Raw genomic sequence first — 14,565 nt, forward strand, 5'->3', positions numbered from 1 at the left:
AGGGGGATGGGTCAAGGCGCCCAGCTCAGGGATGGCGAGGGGACGTTGTCCGCCGTCGAGTCATCGGACTTCTCCGTGGTCGGTGCCGGTTTGCTTGCCGCCGTCGCGCCCAAAGCGCCGCCATCGGAGCCGGAGCCACCGCCGCCGCACGCGGCGAGGCTGAGCAGAAGAGCGGCGGTGCAGAGGCCGCGGGTGAAGAAGACAGGTTTCATTGCGGGATTCCTTGCTGTGTATTGAGGTGGCTTGTCCTCGAGGAGCTTAGGAAGCGGACGTGACAGGAAAATGAATTTAGCTCAATGAACTTTTGATAAGTTACTGAGCTCCATTCAATACAATCCGCAAGCCGTGCACCGCATGGCCGGTACGCCTGGAAACCCGAGAACATGAGCTTTGAAAGCACGAGCAGTGGCAACCACACGCACATCGAGACCGCAGCCGAGCGCCTCGCGCAGGCCCGCCACCTCATCGCCGACCTCGACGGCACGCTGATCCGCGAAGACGAGCCGGTCCCCGGTGCTGCGGAGCTGCTGGCGCAGTTCCGCGACCGTTACGTCATCGTCTCCAACAACTCCACCCACACGGCCGGTGGCGTCGCGCGCCGGCTCGCGCGCATGGGGCTCAAGGTCGCGCCCAAGCGTATCGTGCTGGCCGGCGAAGAGACGGTCGCGTTCATGAACAGGGAGCATCCGCACGCGCGCATTCTTCCGATGGCGAGCGCCGCGCTGCAGCGTCATGCACTCTCAAGCGGATGCATGCTCGTCAGGACCGATGCCGAGTTCGTGCTGCTCGGCCTCGATCCGCACTTCAACAGCGCGCGCCTCGACCTCGTCGCCAACCAGCTGCACCGCGGTGCGCGGCTGGTGGTGACCAACGGCGACGACAACCATCCCGGGCCCGGCGGCAGCCTGGTGCCCGAGACCGGCGCGCTGCTGGCTGCCGTGGTCGCGGCCAGCGGCGTGCAGCCCTGGCGCGTGATCGGCAAGCCCGGTCCGCTGCTGTTCGAGGAGGGCCTGCGCCGGCTCGGTGCGGCGCCGGCCACGACGCTCGTGATCGGCGACAACCCGGCTACCGATGCGCTCGGAGCCGCGCGGCTGGGCTTGGACTGCCTGCTGGTCGGCGCCGCGCCCGGCGCCGATGCACCCACGCTGGCCGCGCTGCTGCGCGCGCGGGCAGCCTCAGTAGCGCTTGAGCGAAAGCACGTCGAAGGTCTGGCGCAAGGTCTTCACCGAGCGGTCGTAGTCTGAGAGCGCGAGGCAGGCGATCAGCGCGTCGATGATCGCCAGCTGCGCCAACCGGCTGGTCATGGCCTCGGTGCGAAAGCTGGTCTCGCGCGCCATGGTGAAGAGCAGCACGTCGCAGAAGGCCTGGATCGGCGACTTGCCGAAGTTGGTGATGCAGATGGTGGAGGCGCCGGCCTCCTTGGCCAGGCGCGTGGCCGTCACCGTCTCGTGCGTGCTGCCCGAATGCGAGATCGTGACCACCGCGACCTCGGGCCCGGTGAGCGAGGCGCTGATGGCCTGCACGTGCGAGTCGACCACCACCTTGACGTCGAGGCCGATGCGCAGCATCCGGTAGTGCGCGTCTTCGGCGATAGTGGCCGCGCTGCCGATGCCGTAGATCTCGATGCGCCTGGCCTTCTTGATCAGCTTGACCGCCTTCTCCATCGACTTGACGTCCAGTGCGGCCTGGGTGTCGTGCAGGGTCTGCACGTTGCTCTGGAAGATCTTGCGGATGGTGGTGTCGACCTTGTCGCTGGGCTCCAGGTCTTCGTGGATGAACTGTACCGGCCGCACGATCTCCTGCGCCAGCGCGATCTTGATCTGCTGGAAGCCGGTGGCCCCGAGGTTCTTGCAGAAGCCCACGATGCTGCCCTCGCTGGAGCCGGTGCGCTCGGCCACCTCGCTGACCGACATGTGGACCACTTCCTGCGGGTTCTTGACGATGAAGTCGGCGATGCGCTGCCCGACCGGCCCGAGCGAGGGCCAGAGCGTCTCGATGCGTGCCAGCACGGCCGAGATCTGGCCGTTCGGGGCCGCGGCCTTGGCCGGCTTTCGGGGGGACTGCTGCTTCATGGGCGCCGAGCTTACTTGGCCGCCAGCCGCTTCACGCCGGCGCCGCGCACTTCGAGCTTGACCTGGTCGAGCACCTGGCCGCGCGCATCGAGCAACTCCACCACGTGCCGGCCCGGCCAGGGCAGCCACTGTGCGCTGCTGCCGCGCGCGAAGAGCTTGCCGTCGATGCGCCACTGCAGGCCACGGCCCTCGGCTTCGAAGCGCACGCGCTGGTGACGCGGCGGGATGTCGGGGTCGAGCGCGATGATGGTGCCGTCCGAAGGCGCGGTGATGCGCGGCGCCGACTCGGCCGCGGCGCCAGGGATGGCGAACAGCGGCTGCTCGGTGCCCGCGATGAACCATTCGTCGCGCGCTGCTTCGAGCTCGTCGCCGAAGCGCACGCGCGAGCGCACCAGGCCGGGCGGCGGCGCGGGCGCGCGGCTGGCTTCGTTGCGATGCAGAAAGCCCATCAGCTCGGCCCACACGGGCGCCGCGCCGCTGGTGCCGCTCACATCCCACATCGGCGCGCCGCTCGCATTGCCGACCCACACGCCGACCGTGTAGCGCTCGGACCAGCCGATGGCCCAGTTGTCGCGCATGTCCTTGCTGGTGCCGGTCTTCACCGCGCTCCAGAAGCGCGTGCCGAGCACGCTGTCGAGGCCGAAGGTGCGCGCACGCGCGTTGGCATCGCTGAGGATGTCGCCGATGATGAAGCACGCGCGCTCATCGAGCGCGCGCCGGTCACTCCCTCTCCCGCTGGCGGGAGAGGGCCGGGGTGAGGGTGGTGCCTGAAGCAAGAACCGCGTCTCCCCAACCCTCCCCCCATTCGCCAGCGTCCGATACGCATTCGTCAACCCCAGCAGCGACACCTCCGCACTCCCCAGCGCCAGGCTGTAGCCGTAGTAGTCCCCGTTCTGCGCCAGCGGCAAGCCCACCGCGCGCAGCTGGCGCGCAAAGGAGGCCGGCGACACCATCACCAGCGTGCGCACGGCCGGCACGTTGAGCGAGGCCGCCAGCGCGGTGCGCACCGACACATGGCCCTTGAACTGGCGGTCGTAGTTCTGCGGGATGTAGAGGCCGCTCGCGGTGCTGATCTGCGCCGAGGAGTCGTCGAGCAGCGAGGCCGCCGTGAGCCGCCGTTCGGCAATGGCCTGCGCATAGAGCAGCGGCTTGAGCGTGGAGCCCGGCTGGCGCTGCGCGAGCACGCCGTCGACTTCGGCCGCGCGGCTCAGCTCGCCCGAGGAGCCGACCCAGGCCAGCACCTCGCCGCTCGCGTTGTCGAGCACCACCAGCGCGCCGTCCTCGACATTGCGGCCGCGCAGCTCGCGCAGGTGGCGTTGCAGCGTGGTAAGTGCAAAGCGCTGCAAGGGCGCGCGCAGCGTCGTGCGGATCCCGTCTTGCTCCCTCTCCCTCTGGGAGAGGGTTGGGGTGAGGGCGCGGCGCGCCAGATGCGGTGCGATTCCTTCGCTCGCCTCGAATGCCTTGCGCTGCAAAGCCGCGCTCGCAAACATATCCAGCGCCTCGCAATCCACCTTGGTGCCCGCTTCCATCGCCCGCAACACCTCGCAGGCGCGCTGCGCCACCAGCGCCGGCTTCGCATTGGGTGCGCGCACCAGCGCCGCCGCCATCGCCGCCTCGCGCGCGTCGAGCCCGTGCGGCGCCTTGCCGAACAACGTGCGCGAGAGCGCGTCGATGCCGACGATCTCGCCGCGGAAGGGCACGGTGTTGAGGTAGGCCTCCAGGATCTGGTCCTTGCGCCAGTTGCGCTCCAACTGCTGCGCCGCCACGGTCTGCCCGAGCTTCTGCGTGAGATTGCGCCCGCCGCTGCCGCGCCGCAGATCGTCGTCGAGCAGGCCCGCGAGCTGCATCGTGATGGTCGATGCGCCGCGCGTGCGCGTGTTCCACGCATTGCCCCAGGCCGCGGCCGAGACCGCGCGCCAGTCGACGCCGCTGTGCGCGTAGAAGCGCTTGTCCTCGCTCAGCACCATGGCCGTGCGCAGGGCCGGCGACACCTCGGCCAGCGCGATCCACTGGCCGCGGCGCACCTGCGGGTCGGTGCGCACGCGCTGCAGCAGCTCGCCGTTGCGGTCGAGCACCCGCGTGTCCGAGGGGCGGAACTCGCGCCGCACTTCGTCGAAGCTGGCAAGTGCCTGCGCCTCGCCGGCGAGGGTGGCAAGCAGTGTCAGCGCCAGCAGGGCGGCTCGGGTGCGTGGCATGGGGCCGCTAGCTTGCCACAGCCAGCCACCTCGGCCTAGCCGGCGGCCACCTGCTGCACGTGCGTGCAGATCGCGCCCGGCGTGGTGAACCAGACCTCGCCCCGGTCGCGCATGCGCGCCAGGTGCGACAGCGCGCGGCGCAGGTGCCGCAGCCGGTAGGGCTGCCCGACGATGTAGGGGTGCAGCGCGACGCCCATCACCAGCGGCTGCCGGCGCGACTGTTCGAGCATCTCGTCGGCGTTGTCGATGATCATCTGCGCGAAGTCCTTGGCGTCCATCTGGCGCGCGACGATCATCGGGATGTCGTTGAGCTCCTGCGGGTAGGGCACCGACCACAGCGTGCGGTCGCTGCGCGTGCGCATGGGCACCGGCTGGTCGTCGTGGCACCAGTTGAGCGTGTAGCCGTAGCCGGCTTCGACCAGCAGGTCGGGCGTGAGTCGGCTTTCCGAAATCCACGGCGAAAGCCAGCCCACCGGCGCCCGGCCGCTTTCCTCGCGCATGCGTGCGCGGCACTGCGCGAGCAGGGCGGCTTCGGCGCTTTCATCCATGTCGGCCTGGCGCTCGGAATTGGTATGACCGTGGCCGATGAGCTCGTCGCCGCGCGCGACCGAGGCCGCCACGAGTTCGGGACAGTGGTCATAGAGAGCGGTGTTCAGCAGCGTGCTCGATGCGAGGCCCAGGCTGTCGAAGAGTTCGAGGCAGCGCCACGCGCCCACGCGGTTGCCGTATTCGCGCCACGCGTAGTTGAGCACGTCGGGATGCGGCGCCGCAGGACCGATGCAGGCCCCCATGCCTTCGCCGAAGGCGAAGTGCTCGAGGTTGAAGCCGATATAGACCGCGAGCCGCGCGCCATTCGGCCACGCATGGTCGACACGGCGCGTGATGGGCAGGTAGTCGAAGCGGCCGTGCGCGGGCAGCGGGCCGGGGTAGCGGGTGGTCATCGATGCCTCCGGGTTGCTTTTCGAAGCGCCGCAAGTTGCATGCCGATGCATGAAAGCGGTCTGGGCCTACTCGCGAACAGGTGCCCGCGCCGGTTGCGGCAGCGCGGCGTACTGAGCATCTTGGATGGGCACATCCGGTAACCAGCTTCACGCAAAGGCGAAGGGCGGATACCGGCCGGACACCGGCGCAGCCGATGATGGCTTCGTCGGGTCTACCCGATCGACCGAAACTCAAGGAGAACCAAATGAAAACACTGCTCGCACTGCTCGTTGCATCCGCCACCCTGGCCGGCTGCGTGGCCGTCCCCTACGACAGCGGCCGCCCGCCGCCGCGCTATCACGGCGCGCCGGGACAGGGCTACGGCGACAGGGACCGCGACGGCATACCCAACCGCTACGACCGCGATCGCGATGGAGACGGTGTGCCGAATCGCTACGACAGCCGGCCGGGGAATCCGTACCGCTATTGATCGATCGTCGATCAAGACCTCAGCAGGCTGTGAAGCTCCTGGATTGAACGCTTGGGGTGAATTCCAGGCGGCAGGTGAGGGGCGACTTGCTTCGCGAAGAACTGATCCGCCTCCGCTTTCGATTGCCACACTTCAATGATTCGCCAGCCCCCTTCGATGGGATGCGCTGTGTGAAGCACGAACCCCGGCGCCTGCTTGAGACCGTCGGAGAGTGCGCTGAACATGCCTTCGTAACCCTGCCGGGTTTGGCCTTGGACTTCTGCGGTAACCAGGACTGTCATGATTGCTCTCCTTCTTGACGCAGGGATACTGCCTACTCCGTGGGCGGAAACGCCGGATAGCGGGGCAGGGGGTCGGCGAAGTGCACCCAGGGCAGGCGCTTCGACTCCCAGTAGTGGAGCGTGGGCGGCACCCGGCCGGGGTCGTCCAGGCTCCCGATCGTGATGTCGATGAGCCCCGGAATGTAGTCCGCGGTGAAGCTGATCTGCGTGCCGCAGCGCGCGCAGAAACCGCGGCGCGCACCCGGCGAGGACTCGTAGAGGGCCGGCCCGTTGTCGGGAAAAACCACCTGCGATTCCTGGTACATCGCCCAGGCCACGGCCGGCGCCGCGTTCGCGCGCCGGCACATCGAGCAATGGCACAGCGCCGCCATCACCGGATCGCCCGTGATGCGGTAGCGAACCGAGCCGCATTGGCAGCCGCCTTCGAGAACAGAGGGGTTTGGCACGAAGTCTCCTTTTCTTGCAGATGTCAGTCTCGGCAGGGTTCGCTGCTACGGGGCGCTTGCGGAAGCTGTTTGTCCAGCGATTCGCGGTAGCGCAGGCAGCCCCGGAGGAACTGTGGCCAGTCGGGCACGACAGGGACCGGATCCGAGCGCTCGGGCAGCAGCGCCCACAAGGCCGGGTGATGCCAGCACAGCTCGTGGCCCGTGCTGTCGCGATGTTCGCGGATGCCATGGCGCAACTTCTTCACTTCGGCGACCAGCTGGTCGCGCGACATGTTGTCCAGATCGGTGTCCATGCCGCCTCCTTCACAACACCACTTCGTAGTGGCGAGCGCTTCGGTCGTACTCCACCATCATGTCCTGTACTTTCCGGGGAACGACAGCCGTCTCCGCATCCTCGCCCGCGAAACCGTGGATCGCCTCGAGAGATGCCCACTGGGTGACGACCAGGAACTCCACACCCAGCGCCTGGGAGCGACGCAATATCGATGCGCTGATGAATCCGGGCATCGTGTTCAGCGCCGGAAAGGTCTCGATGCGCAGATGCTCGACATAGGCATCTGCCTGGGCCGGCTTCGCCAAGCCTCGCCAGTGACGCGAAATCATGAGTGGACCTCCATGGTGCGCGCCTCAACCTGAGGTGCACGAGTGAGCCAGCTCCCTGAGTGTTTGAACCTGCCAAGTGTGCTCGGCTTCGAAGGCCGTCGGGTCGTTGACCGCATAGCCGCCATAGGCATAGACCGAGGCATAGGCAGCATAGCCCGCCGCTTCGAGAGCCTGCCCGGCAAGTGCCTTGGCCACGGCGTAGGTCGCGGAGACTGCCGCATGGGCCGAGCCGTCGATCGAGTTGGAGCCGCGATGGCTGTTGGCCACGGCCGCGGTCTCCTGCGCGGCCTGGAGCAGCGCGGCCCGATCCGACCGGCCTTCGACAAAGGCCGCCAGAACCGAGACGCCGCCGATCGCTCTGGGGTCTTCGAGCAGGTGCTGTACGCGGCGAACACAGGCAAGACCGAAGGCGAGGCGAAGCGGCTCGTGCTGCTGCGCATCGATGCCGAGTTCGGCCGCGAGTCGTGAGAGTTCCTGGCTCATGGCAGTCTCAAAGGACTTTCCACTTGAGGAGCACGGCGGCGACCGCCGGCAGGCCGAAGATCAGCAGAAAGATCGGCAGCTCCTCGGCCACCGAATAGCCGGCCTTCGCCACCCCGATCCACATGTTGACCGCGGCGATCACGAACCAGAGCGCCACGAAGGCAATGGTCGCCGTGCGCATGGCATCCGCGAGGCCGTTGGACAGGAGCTTTGCCGCTCCCAGGCATGCCGCAAGAAGCACGAACCCTCCGACGATGAAGATCAGCGTGCGCATCAAGGTCCTTTCTGGTTCAACGGAAAAGCGTAAAGGACGAACGGCTCCGGATCTTCGATGGCGCCCGCCGCCGCGTACAGGCCGCGAGCCGCCTCGTTGTCCGGCTCCGTGGCAACCCAGGCTTCGGTGCAGCCCAGCGCCCTGGCGCGCGAAAGCAATGCCGCGACCAGCCGGCGGCCGATGCCCCGGCGTTGGTGGCTGGGCGCGACGCCGACCTCGTTGATGAAGAGCTGCGCACGCTGGTCGGGGTGGATGTAGTGGACGCCGGAAGCCATGCCCACGACCTGCTCGCCATCCAGCGCGACCGCCAGATGGTGCCGCGGATCGTTCAGAAACTCCTCGGCGAGCTTCGACTGCACATCGAAGTCGAACACGTCCGGCGCAACGTTCGCAAGCACCTCGGCCTCTTCGGGACCCAGCAATCTCACGACGACGGATGCGCCTTTCATGAAGCTCTGCCGCTAGGCATCCATGACCAGCTGCGTCTGCGTGACAACGGCGCACAGCTTGCCTTCGGCGGAGCGGATCGTCGTCTGCCACACCATGGTGGTCCGCCCGCGGTGGAGGGCGAGGCATTCGCCCGTGATCGTCGTGTTCGCGCGCGCGCCGCCGATGAACTTGGTGCTGGAGTCCGTGGTCGTCGTTCGCTTGCCCTGCGGCATGTTGATGAAGGTACCGACCGCACCGAGCGTGTCGGCGAAGGCCATGTAGGCCCCGCCATGCAGGATGCCGCCGGTGGTGCAGAGATCGGGCCGCACGGCGAGCTCGGCCACCACGCGCTCCGCTTCGAGCGCGACGATGCGCACGCCCATCAGGCCAGGGAACAGCGGGTTCAGGATCTGCTGGACGGCTTCGACGGAGGGGAGCGGCTGGGCTGTCATGGGTCGGCTCTCGTGTTCTTGATGTAGGCCGGTGCCTGCGCATGATTCTCGTAGCCGCCGTACCTGGTGGAAGAGGGGTAATACTCCGCGCCGAACTGCACCTTGCCGGCAGCCTCTTCACCGGCTTCGCTGGCAATGAAGGCGAGCATCAGATCGGTACCGGCGGAAACGCCCGCCGACGTCCAGACCTTGCCGTCCTGCACGTAGCGCTGCTCAAGCACCTCGACATCGCCGAGCGCGCGCAGGCGCTCCAGCGAGCCCCAGTGCGTCGTTGCCTTCCTGCCCGAGAGCAGGCCGGCCGCGTGCAGCACGAAGGCGCCGGTGCAGACCGACATCACCGCTCTGCAGTTCTTTGCCTGGTGGGCGACGAAGTCGACGAACACGGGGTTGTTGACTTCCCGGCGCGTGCCCTGACCCCCTGGAACGAGCAGGTAGTCCAGCGCGGGGCAATCGGCGAAGGACACATGCGGGTTGATCGACAGGCCCTTCGCGCAAGTGACGGGCCCGGGCGATTGGCTCACGATGAGGCAGTTCTGCGGGCCGTCGGCATGCCGGCTCCACATGGTGAGCATTTCCCACGGACCCACGAAGTCGAGCTCCTCGACTTGCTCGAAGACCAGGATGCCGAAGTTCATGAAGCTTCCTTCGAGGGCCGGTATGGCTGCGCCCCGAATCGGTTCGCCGACCTGGCGCGCGCTCGTTCGGCCTCGATCTCGCGGTCGCGCGGGTCGGCGGTGGTGACCAGCGACTCGATCAGAACGCGGGCCGCGGTCGCGACGTCTTCCACCGCGCGGTCGAAAGCCTCCTGATTGAGCCTGGACGGGCTGTTGAAGCCGCTGAGCTTGCGCACGAACTGCAGGGACGCAGCCCGTATTTCATCTTCCGTCGCGGGAGGTTCGAAGTTGAACAGCGTCTTGATGTTTCTGCACATGGTCGCTCCATGAGTTCGGTCTTCAAGTCTAGAAGGATACGCAGGCCATTGCTTTGACGCGCAGCACGGCCTCCTGCTGGAACTGCGCCTTGTACGCCGCGACGAGTTCCTGCACGGCGCTCTCGTTGGCCGTGTCGTCGGGATGAATGAGCTGGAGCACCTGCGACGCCTCTTGAACGATCGCGCCATCGGCGCCGCGCCACTGCCCTGACGCGGGCGACACGGTCAGGCCCTGCGGAAAGCGCGGCGTGACGGTGCCTTTCAGGAACTCGGCCCATTCCGCGGGCGTCACCACGCCGCCGCGGGGTTTGCCGGTACCGAAGAACAGCGAATCGTGGACGAGCGCCTGCTCTCCGCTTGCGCAGCCGGTGCCGTGCATCGGCGCACATGCGGTGAGCATGGCCGCCAGTACAGTGATAAGCGCGAAGCGGTCGAGGGACATCACGCCCCGCGTTTTAGCGCGTCTCTTTTCGTTTGCGCAAGCCGTAGGCCAAAAAGCCAAGCCCCAGAGCTGCGATGGGAAGCAGGTACAGCAGCACGCCGAGCCGGGGTTTGCTTCTGTCGATCACGGCCTGCGTGGGATCGGCTTTGTCCACATACACATGCACCGAGCTTCCCACCGGGAAGCGCGCCACGACCGCCTCCACCGAAGCGGCATCGCGCCATCCGTCGCCGGCAAAGAAGTAGCGATCGCTCTGGTACGCCTTACCGCCCACGTTGTAGCGGTAGACGATGCGCGGCGAGAAGGATTCGCCATGCGTGGCCGCCGTGCTGCCGCTGGATCGAACCGAGGCCTCGACGACCGTTGCGCCGACGGGGATGAAGGAGGAATGCGCTTGCGACTGCCGCACGTAGGAACCGAGCGCGGCGTAGATGAAATAGAAGGCCGCGATCAGGATGACGAGACCACCCACGGCGATGTCATAGCGGCGTGTGGGCACCGGGTATTTCCTCGAGCGCGTAGTACACGGCCTTTCCGTGCTGCTTGGCGAAGGCCACCATCTCGTCGGCGCCCGCAGACGCACCGCCGATGCGCAGGCAGCCATCGCACTGGGCGACCAGCCTGCGCGAGATGGGGTGGAAGATCTCGTTGAACACGGCATCTCCAATGCGCTTGGAGCCCGCGTGCTCGATGAGCGGAAGCGCGAACCACTCGCCCATGACGGGCAGGTGGCCGGCGCGGAACAACTGGAGCGAGGCTTCGGTCATCGCCGCGACGTTCCGGGCGATGAGCAAAGGGTCGTCGTTCGTGCCGGAACGGTAGGGGCCGGCGACCAGGATCATCTGGGGGTTCACTCTTCACTCCTGTTGGGCAGGCGGTTCTGCTCGGTGGCTTTGGTTCCGATCACGAGGGGCTGATAGAAAGCCCCATCGACACGCTTGACGTCCTGAAAGCCGGCTTTGTGCATCAGCTCGCAGAGCTTGTCGATGGAAACGGCGTAGTACTTCGACCGCATGGCGTATGTCTCGACTTCCAGAGTGGAGAGATCTTCCTCGATGAAGAAGAAGCTCAGGTCGTAGTGCTCGCCCACGAAGTCCCAGACTTGGAACAGCAGATAGCGCTTGCCGTTCTCGGCGCGAACGCCATAGGGCTTGACGAGATTCTTGCCTCGCGCTTCCAGCGCATAGTCTCTGACGGAAATGATGCATCCACCACCCGTGCGCAGGCAAGCGATCATCTGCCGGAACGCAAGCAGAAGATCATCGTCGGTGAGCAGGTGCGGCACGGAGTTGTCGCACGAGATGACCAGGTCGAAGCGCGAGCCGTGAAGAGCGTGCGCCTCGCGCATGTCGCCCACCGAGAAATCGATATCGATCTTCCTGGCGCGCGCTTCATGTCTTGCTCGCTCGATCTCCTTGGCGGACAGGTCCGAGCCGGTCACCGAATAGCCCCGCTCTGCGAGCGCGATGGCTTGGGTCCCGATCCCGCAGGACACGTCCAGCACGCTTCCGCAGCCCGGCCATTCGGACTCGATGAGCCTGGAGAGCTGATCGCCTTGTCGACGAACGCTGGCATCCCAGTCCTGGTAGATCAGGTGATAGAAGGGAGCGAGTTCGTCGTAGAAGTCCGTCATGTGCGGGCTACCCCTCACTCGGTTCGCGAAAGAGCCGGCCACCCGGCACGAGCGGCTCTGCGCATGATGGACTGAACTACCAATCGATGGAAGGGTGCGATGAGCCGGATGTACGTGCGCCCCAGGAGGTTGTGGCAATGCACGACGGTGGACACGACCAGGTAGGGCGCGCTTTCCGTGGCGACGGTCCGCGTCTGGTGCAACACCGACACCCGGAAGTCCAGGTGCTTGTCGTCTTCGCCCAGCAGGATTTCGTGCGTGCCCTTCTCATAGATCTTGAAGATGGAGATGCGGTCGTTGCGCGACCTGGAAGAAGGGCTTTTCAGGTGCCCCGAGGTCTTGAGGCCGAACCCGGCAACGAGCGTGTCACGGATTCGCATCAGGCCTGCTACCCACGGCGCTTGCTGGGAGAAGAGAAAACGCGCAAGCAGCTCGGGATCGGTGATCGCATCCTTCGGCAGGCGGACCGCGTAGGCGTCGGCCAGGTCCGTCGTCGCGTACGCGCGAGCGACGCGTGATTCGCTGGGAAGCGCCACGGAGGCGACGGACCAATCGTTGTCATGCATGGGGAGGCGCTCACACGGGACGCAACTGCTCGCTCAGCGAGCGGGTCTTCTCGGTAACGACATCGCCCGTGTGCAGCGTCGACTTGCGCTCGATCAGCATGAGATGGCATTCCTCTTCGGCCACCGGGTTGTGGCGTACGCCCTTGGGAACGACGAACATCTCGCCTTCGCGGAGCTCGACCGGGCCGCTTTCCATTTCGATGCGCAAGTGACCCTTGAGCACGAGGAAGAGCTCGTCCTCGTTCTCATGGCTGTGCCAGGCCAGCGAGCCGCGAACCTTGGCGACCTTGATGTAGGCGTCGTCGACCTCCGCGACGACGCGCGGCGACCAGAACTCGGTGAGCGAAGCAGCGACCTGCTTGGGGGAGGCGACATTCGGCATGGATTCTTTCTGTGGGGTGAGCGTCAACTGGAGAGAACACACGAGGCTTCGATCTTCCCGAGCAGCCATTGCAGCCCCGCCAGGTGCTGCTGGTCATGGCTGCAAAGATAGTGCACCAGGCTGCGCAGCGACAACGGGCCGTAGCCTTCGAACTCCGCGGTGCGATCGAACTGTTCGTCGCTCAAGCCGGTGATGAGCGCGAGGGTCTTCGTGCGTGCCTCCCTGAAAGAGGCAAAGACGGCGGCCGTGTCGGCCGTGGCGTAGGAGCGCGACTTGGCAAGCTCCTCGCTTTCGATGGATGCGAGCAAGGGGTTGGACTCATTCAGCGTGCGCTGGAAGCGCACGTGATAGCCCTCGATCTCGATGTCGCGCACATGGCAGACCTGCTCGATGGCGGTGAATGCTTCGCTGGGCACGCCATCCCAGGACGGCGGTGCCCAGTGCTTGAACGCCGCCGGAATGGCGGCGTAGTGCGCCTCCAGCTGTTGTGGGAAGCTTTCGAGTGCGTGGAGCGTGATGGGGTTCATGAGAATTGCGTGAGCTGCGACTGCCGGCCTCAGGCTTGTGAACGCTTCCGGGCCGTGACTTCGATCTCGATCTTCATGCGCGGGTCCGCCAGCCCGGCAGAGATCATCATCGCCGCCGGGCGCACCTCGCCGAAGTACTTGCGCAGCACCGGCCAGCATGATTCGAACTCGGCGCCGTTCGGCAGCACGTAGGTGACACGCACCACGTCCTTCATGTTCGCATCGGCCCGCTGCAGCGCGGACTCGATGTTCTTCAGGCACTGCTCGGCCTGCTCGACCACGCTGTCCGAGATGGTCATCGTTGCGTAGTCGAAGCCCGTGGTGCCTGAAACAAACACCCAGTCGCCATCGACGACGGCGCGCGAGTAGCCGATCTGTTCTTCGAAGGTGGAACCGGAGCTGATGAGTTTTCGGGTCATGGAGTATCCATCGAGGTGAAGTGGAGGAAAAGATCGAAGGCAGGCGTTCTTATCGAAAGAAGTTCAGGCATCTTGTGGCTCGACACCTGACTCTCCTCCGAACTGAGGCAAGGCATCGTTGATGGTGTGCCATGCTGCCTTGTGGCTGACGAAGTAGTGAGCGGAGGGTTTGGCCGGTAGCTCGCCCTCGATAGCGCCCGCGGGAACGCCAACTACATTGGAGAAGCGAGCGTCGCTGGTGTAGACGTGCGAGCCGCAGACCTTGCAAAAGTGGCGCGTGACATTCTCGGTGGCCTGGAAGACTGAAAGAGAAGCCTGCCCTGAGAGGCTGAGTGCTTCCTTGGCGAAACTCACCCAGGTGGTGAACGCGGCGCCGCTCAAACGACGGCACTGCCCACAATGGCATTGGACGACGCTTCGTGGTGTGCCCCCACAGCGGAACCGGACTGCTCCGCAGAAGCAGCCGCCGGTTGCGACGATGGGTGCGGGTGCTTTCATGAGGGGTGTGAAGAAAGCGCCTGAGGGTTGACGCAAGCGGCGCCGCTGGGCGTCTGCTTGATTGACGGGTTAGGTGCCTGTTGCATTCCGCAGCCGTTCGATTTCCCCCACAGCGATGTCTCGGTGAAATGCTGACTCCTCGAGGGTGATGTACTCCTGGAAGGTTTCGACAGCGCTCTCGAGATCTCCGGCGAGCTCATACTCTGATGCCTGGAACATGTACCGCGTCAGCAGGCGGTTCGACTCAGAGTGTTCGCTGGGTTGTTTGAGGTACTCCGGCATGAGCTCCGGCGCGACTTCGTAGACCCGTTGTCGTAGCTCGCTGATCTCCGCCAAGGTCTCGCCAACCCGTTCGATGTTCTCTCGCACCGGTGCGAGTTTTGCGTCGCGAATCTCGCTCGCCGCATGATCGAGCAAGGTGGCAGCCACCGACAACAGACGATGAATGGATTCAGGCGTTGCCACGATTGATGCACCTAGCGATCGAGGAGAGCGGCCCGACCCGGATCGCCGAGACAGGT

Annotated in this window: 26 protein-coding genes; 2 read left to right on the forward strand and 24 right to left on the reverse strand. The window is 65.9% G+C overall.

Features of this window, described 5'->3' with window-relative positions; all coding sequences use genetic code 11:
• Positions 1-11: 11 nt before the first annotated feature.
• Positions 12-212, reverse strand: a complete 201-nt coding sequence (locus ACSQ9A_RS06770) for a hypothetical protein (RefSeq protein ID WP_436303099.1) — start codon at positions 210-212, stop codon at positions 12-14.
• A gap of 171 nt (positions 213-383) precedes the next feature.
• Here ACSQ9A_RS06770 and ACSQ9A_RS06775 point away from each other — a divergent pair, with 171 nt between their 5' ends.
• Positions 384-1,244, forward strand: a complete 861-nt coding sequence (locus tag ACSQ9A_RS06775; RefSeq protein WP_436303100.1) for an HAD-IIA family hydrolase — start codon at positions 384-386, stop codon at positions 1,242-1,244.
• On the opposite strand, the gene ACSQ9A_RS06780 is transcribed toward ACSQ9A_RS06775, so the two are convergent.
• The 3 genes from ACSQ9A_RS06780 to ACSQ9A_RS06790 all read right to left on the reverse strand — a co-directional run bounded on the left by ACSQ9A_RS06780 (position 1,176) and on the right by ACSQ9A_RS06790 (position 5,208).
• A complete protein-coding gene (locus ACSQ9A_RS06780; protein WP_436306269.1) occupies positions 1,176-2,009 on the reverse strand; it encodes a MurR/RpiR family transcriptional regulator in 834 nt (277 codons plus the stop codon). The genes ACSQ9A_RS06775 and ACSQ9A_RS06780 overlap by 69 nt on opposite strands.
• A 74-nt stretch (positions 2,010-2,083) precedes the next feature.
• Entirely contained in the window at positions 2,084-4,267 is a 2,184-nt protein-coding gene (pbpC, locus tag ACSQ9A_RS06785; RefSeq protein ID WP_436303101.1) for a penicillin-binding protein 1C, read from the reverse strand.
• Between the two features lie 35 nt (positions 4,268-4,302).
• Positions 4,303-5,208 (reverse strand): polysaccharide deacetylase family protein, encoded by a 906-nt coding sequence (locus ACSQ9A_RS06790; RefSeq protein WP_436303102.1) that lies wholly within the window; start codon positions 5,206-5,208, stop codon positions 4,303-4,305.
• Between the two features lie 245 nt (positions 5,209-5,453).
• On the opposite strand from ACSQ9A_RS06790, the gene ACSQ9A_RS06795 reads away from it, so the two are divergent.
• A complete protein-coding gene (locus tag ACSQ9A_RS06795) occupies positions 5,454-5,678 on the forward strand; it encodes a hypothetical protein (RefSeq protein ID WP_436292566.1) in 225 nt (74 codons plus the stop codon).
• 11 nt (positions 5,679-5,689) lie between these two features.
• On the opposite strand, the gene ACSQ9A_RS06800 is transcribed toward ACSQ9A_RS06795, so the two are convergent.
• The 20 genes from ACSQ9A_RS06800 to ACSQ9A_RS06895 form a co-directional block, all read right to left on the reverse strand.
• A complete protein-coding gene (locus ACSQ9A_RS06800; RefSeq protein WP_093106785.1) occupies positions 5,690-5,959 on the reverse strand; it encodes a hypothetical protein in 270 nt (89 codons plus the stop codon).
• Positions 5,960-5,991: 32 nt separating this feature from the next.
• Complete coding sequence (locus ACSQ9A_RS06805; protein WP_436303103.1) at positions 5,992-6,405, reverse strand: GFA family protein; 414 nt, start codon at positions 6,403-6,405, stop codon at positions 5,992-5,994.
• A gap of 23 nt (positions 6,406-6,428) precedes the next feature.
• Positions 6,429-6,698, reverse strand: coding sequence for a hypothetical protein (locus tag ACSQ9A_RS06810; RefSeq protein ID WP_436303104.1), 270 nt, complete (start codon positions 6,696-6,698; stop codon positions 6,429-6,431).
• A gap of 10 nt (positions 6,699-6,708) precedes the next feature.
• A complete protein-coding gene (locus tag ACSQ9A_RS06815; RefSeq protein WP_093106780.1) occupies positions 6,709-7,008 on the reverse strand; it encodes an antibiotic biosynthesis monooxygenase family protein in 300 nt (99 codons plus the stop codon).
• Positions 7,009-7,032: 24 nt separating this feature from the next.
• Entirely contained in the window at positions 7,033-7,491 is a 459-nt protein-coding gene (locus ACSQ9A_RS06820; protein WP_436303105.1) for a hypothetical protein, read from the reverse strand.
• A 7-nt stretch (positions 7,492-7,498) separates the two neighbouring features.
• Positions 7,499-7,765 (reverse strand): hypothetical protein, encoded by a 267-nt coding sequence (locus ACSQ9A_RS06825; RefSeq protein WP_436303107.1) that lies wholly within the window; start codon positions 7,763-7,765, stop codon positions 7,499-7,501.
• Positions 7,765-8,214, reverse strand: a complete 450-nt coding sequence (locus tag ACSQ9A_RS06830; RefSeq protein ID WP_093106772.1) for a GNAT family N-acetyltransferase — start codon at positions 8,212-8,214, stop codon at positions 7,765-7,767. Before ACSQ9A_RS06830 ends, ACSQ9A_RS06825 begins: the two co-directional genes overlap by 1 nt.
• Before the next feature lie 12 nt (positions 8,215-8,226).
• Entirely contained in the window at positions 8,227-8,646 is a 420-nt protein-coding gene (locus ACSQ9A_RS06835) for a PaaI family thioesterase (RefSeq protein ID WP_436303108.1), read from the reverse strand.
• On the reverse strand, positions 8,643-9,281 hold the full coding sequence (locus tag ACSQ9A_RS06840; RefSeq protein ID WP_436303109.1) for a DJ-1/PfpI family protein: 639 nt from the start codon (positions 9,279-9,281) through the stop codon (positions 8,643-8,645). The genes ACSQ9A_RS06835 and ACSQ9A_RS06840 overlap by 4 nt, the downstream gene beginning before the upstream one ends.
• Positions 9,278-9,577 (reverse strand): DUF2277 domain-containing protein, encoded by a 300-nt coding sequence (locus ACSQ9A_RS06845; RefSeq protein ID WP_436303110.1) that lies wholly within the window; start codon positions 9,575-9,577, stop codon positions 9,278-9,280. Before ACSQ9A_RS06845 ends, ACSQ9A_RS06840 begins: the two co-directional genes overlap by 4 nt.
• 28 nt (positions 9,578-9,605) lie before the next feature.
• Positions 9,606-10,019, reverse strand: a complete 414-nt coding sequence (locus ACSQ9A_RS06850; RefSeq protein WP_436303111.1) for a DUF3574 domain-containing protein — start codon at positions 10,017-10,019, stop codon at positions 9,606-9,608.
• 13 nt (positions 10,020-10,032) lie between these two features.
• A complete protein-coding gene (locus tag ACSQ9A_RS06855) occupies positions 10,033-10,518 on the reverse strand; it encodes a DUF3592 domain-containing protein (protein ID WP_436303112.1) in 486 nt (161 codons plus the stop codon).
• Complete coding sequence (locus ACSQ9A_RS06860) at positions 10,499-10,873, reverse strand: DUF4406 domain-containing protein (RefSeq protein WP_436303113.1); 375 nt, start codon at positions 10,871-10,873, stop codon at positions 10,499-10,501. Before ACSQ9A_RS06860 ends, ACSQ9A_RS06855 begins: the two co-directional genes overlap by 20 nt.
• Positions 10,870-11,652 carry a class I SAM-dependent methyltransferase gene (locus tag ACSQ9A_RS06865; RefSeq protein ID WP_436303114.1) on the reverse strand — a complete coding sequence of 261 codons (783 nt, stop codon included), beginning with the start codon at positions 11,650-11,652 and terminating at the stop codon, positions 10,870-10,872. Before ACSQ9A_RS06865 ends, ACSQ9A_RS06860 begins: the two co-directional genes overlap by 4 nt.
• Before the next feature lie 14 nt (positions 11,653-11,666).
• The gene (locus ACSQ9A_RS06870; RefSeq protein ID WP_436303115.1) at positions 11,667-12,218 is read right to left on the reverse strand and encodes a DUF2867 domain-containing protein; all 552 of its coding nucleotides are present in this window, start codon (positions 12,216-12,218) and stop codon (positions 11,667-11,669) included.
• 10 nt (positions 12,219-12,228) lie between these two features.
• On the reverse strand, positions 12,229-12,600 hold the full coding sequence (locus ACSQ9A_RS06875; RefSeq protein WP_436303117.1) for a cupin domain-containing protein: 372 nt from the start codon (positions 12,598-12,600) through the stop codon (positions 12,229-12,231).
• A 23-nt stretch (positions 12,601-12,623) separates the two neighbouring features.
• A complete protein-coding gene (locus ACSQ9A_RS06880) occupies positions 12,624-13,127 on the reverse strand; it encodes a DinB family protein (RefSeq protein WP_436303118.1) in 504 nt (167 codons plus the stop codon).
• A 29-nt stretch (positions 13,128-13,156) separates the two neighbouring features.
• The gene (locus ACSQ9A_RS06885) at positions 13,157-13,546 is read right to left on the reverse strand and encodes a RidA family protein (protein WP_436303119.1); all 390 of its coding nucleotides are present in this window, start codon (positions 13,544-13,546) and stop codon (positions 13,157-13,159) included.
• Between the two features lie 63 nt (positions 13,547-13,609).
• On the reverse strand, positions 13,610-14,044 hold the full coding sequence (locus tag ACSQ9A_RS06890) for a GFA family protein (protein ID WP_436303121.1): 435 nt from the start codon (positions 14,042-14,044) through the stop codon (positions 13,610-13,612).
• Positions 14,045-14,113: 69 nt separating this feature from the next.
• Positions 14,114-14,509, reverse strand: coding sequence for a hypothetical protein (locus ACSQ9A_RS06895; protein WP_436303122.1), 396 nt, complete (start codon positions 14,507-14,509; stop codon positions 14,114-14,116).
• Between the last annotated feature and the right edge of the window lie 56 nt (positions 14,510-14,565).

The sequence above is a fragment of the Variovorax sp. LjRoot290 genome (genome assembly GCF_964253985.1).
In the GTDB taxonomy this organism is placed as follows: domain Bacteria; phylum Pseudomonadota; class Gammaproteobacteria; order Burkholderiales; family Burkholderiaceae_C; genus Variovorax.

Bases quoted from the DNA above. Each gene is read 5' to 3' on its own strand.
- ACSQ9A_RS06835 (WP_436303108.1), bottom strand. From the start codon at position 8,646: ATGACAGCCCAGCCGCTCCCCTCCGTCGAAGCCGTCCAGCAGATCCTG.
- ACSQ9A_RS06830 (WP_093106772.1), bottom strand. From the start codon at position 8,214: ATGAAAGGCGCATCCGTCGTCGTGAGATTGCTGGGTCCCGAAGAGGCC.
- ACSQ9A_RS06845 (WP_436303110.1), bottom strand. From the start codon at position 9,577: ATGTGCAGAAACATCAAGACGCTGTTCAACTTCGAACCTCCCGCGACG.
- ACSQ9A_RS06815 (WP_093106780.1), bottom strand. From the start codon at position 7,008: ATGATTTCGCGTCACTGGCGAGGCTTGGCGAAGCCGGCCCAGGCAGAT.
- ACSQ9A_RS06885 (WP_436303119.1), bottom strand. From the start codon at position 13,546: ATGACCCGAAAACTCATCAGCTCCGGTTCCACCTTCGAAGAACAGATC.
- ACSQ9A_RS06850 (WP_436303111.1), bottom strand. From the start codon at position 10,019: ATGTCCCTCGACCGCTTCGCGCTTATCACTGTACTGGCGGCCATGCTC.
- ACSQ9A_RS06865 (WP_436303114.1), bottom strand. From the start codon at position 11,652: ATGACGGACTTCTACGACGAACTCGCTCCCTTCTATCACCTGATCTAC.
- ACSQ9A_RS06775 (WP_436303100.1), top strand. From the start codon at position 384: ATGAGCTTTGAAAGCACGAGCAGTGGCAACCACACGCACATCGAGACC.
- ACSQ9A_RS06770 (WP_436303099.1), bottom strand. From the start codon at position 212: ATGAAACCTGTCTTCTTCACCCGCGGCCTCTGCACCGCCGCTCTTCTG.
- ACSQ9A_RS06880 (WP_436303118.1), bottom strand. From the start codon at position 13,127: ATGAACCCCATCACGCTCCACGCACTCGAAAGCTTCCCACAACAGCTG.
- ACSQ9A_RS06825 (WP_436303107.1), bottom strand. From the start codon at position 7,765: ATGCGCACGCTGATCTTCATCGTCGGAGGGTTCGTGCTTCTTGCGGCA.
- ACSQ9A_RS06840 (WP_436303109.1), bottom strand. From the start codon at position 9,281: ATGAACTTCGGCATCCTGGTCTTCGAGCAAGTCGAGGAGCTCGACTTC.
- ACSQ9A_RS06800 (WP_093106785.1), bottom strand. From the start codon at position 5,959: ATGACAGTCCTGGTTACCGCAGAAGTCCAAGGCCAAACCCGGCAGGGT.
- ACSQ9A_RS06820 (WP_436303105.1), bottom strand. From the start codon at position 7,491: ATGAGCCAGGAACTCTCACGACTCGCGGCCGAACTCGGCATCGATGCG.
- ACSQ9A_RS06870 (WP_436303115.1), bottom strand. From the start codon at position 12,218: ATGCATGACAACGATTGGTCCGTCGCCTCCGTGGCGCTTCCCAGCGAA.
- ACSQ9A_RS06790 (WP_436303102.1), bottom strand. From the start codon at position 5,208: ATGACCACCCGCTACCCCGGCCCGCTGCCCGCGCACGGCCGCTTCGAC.
- ACSQ9A_RS06890 (WP_436303121.1), bottom strand. From the start codon at position 14,044: ATGAAAGCACCCGCACCCATCGTCGCAACCGGCGGCTGCTTCTGCGGA.
- ACSQ9A_RS06810 (WP_436303104.1), bottom strand. From the start codon at position 6,698: ATGGACACCGATCTGGACAACATGTCGCGCGACCAGCTGGTCGCCGAA.
- pbpC (WP_436303101.1), bottom strand. From the start codon at position 4,267: ATGCCACGCACCCGAGCCGCCCTGCTGGCGCTGACACTGCTTGCCACC.
- ACSQ9A_RS06795 (WP_436292566.1), top strand. From the start codon at position 5,454: ATGAAAACACTGCTCGCACTGCTCGTTGCATCCGCCACCCTGGCCGGC.
- ACSQ9A_RS06875 (WP_436303117.1), bottom strand. From the start codon at position 12,600: ATGCCGAATGTCGCCTCCCCCAAGCAGGTCGCTGCTTCGCTCACCGAG.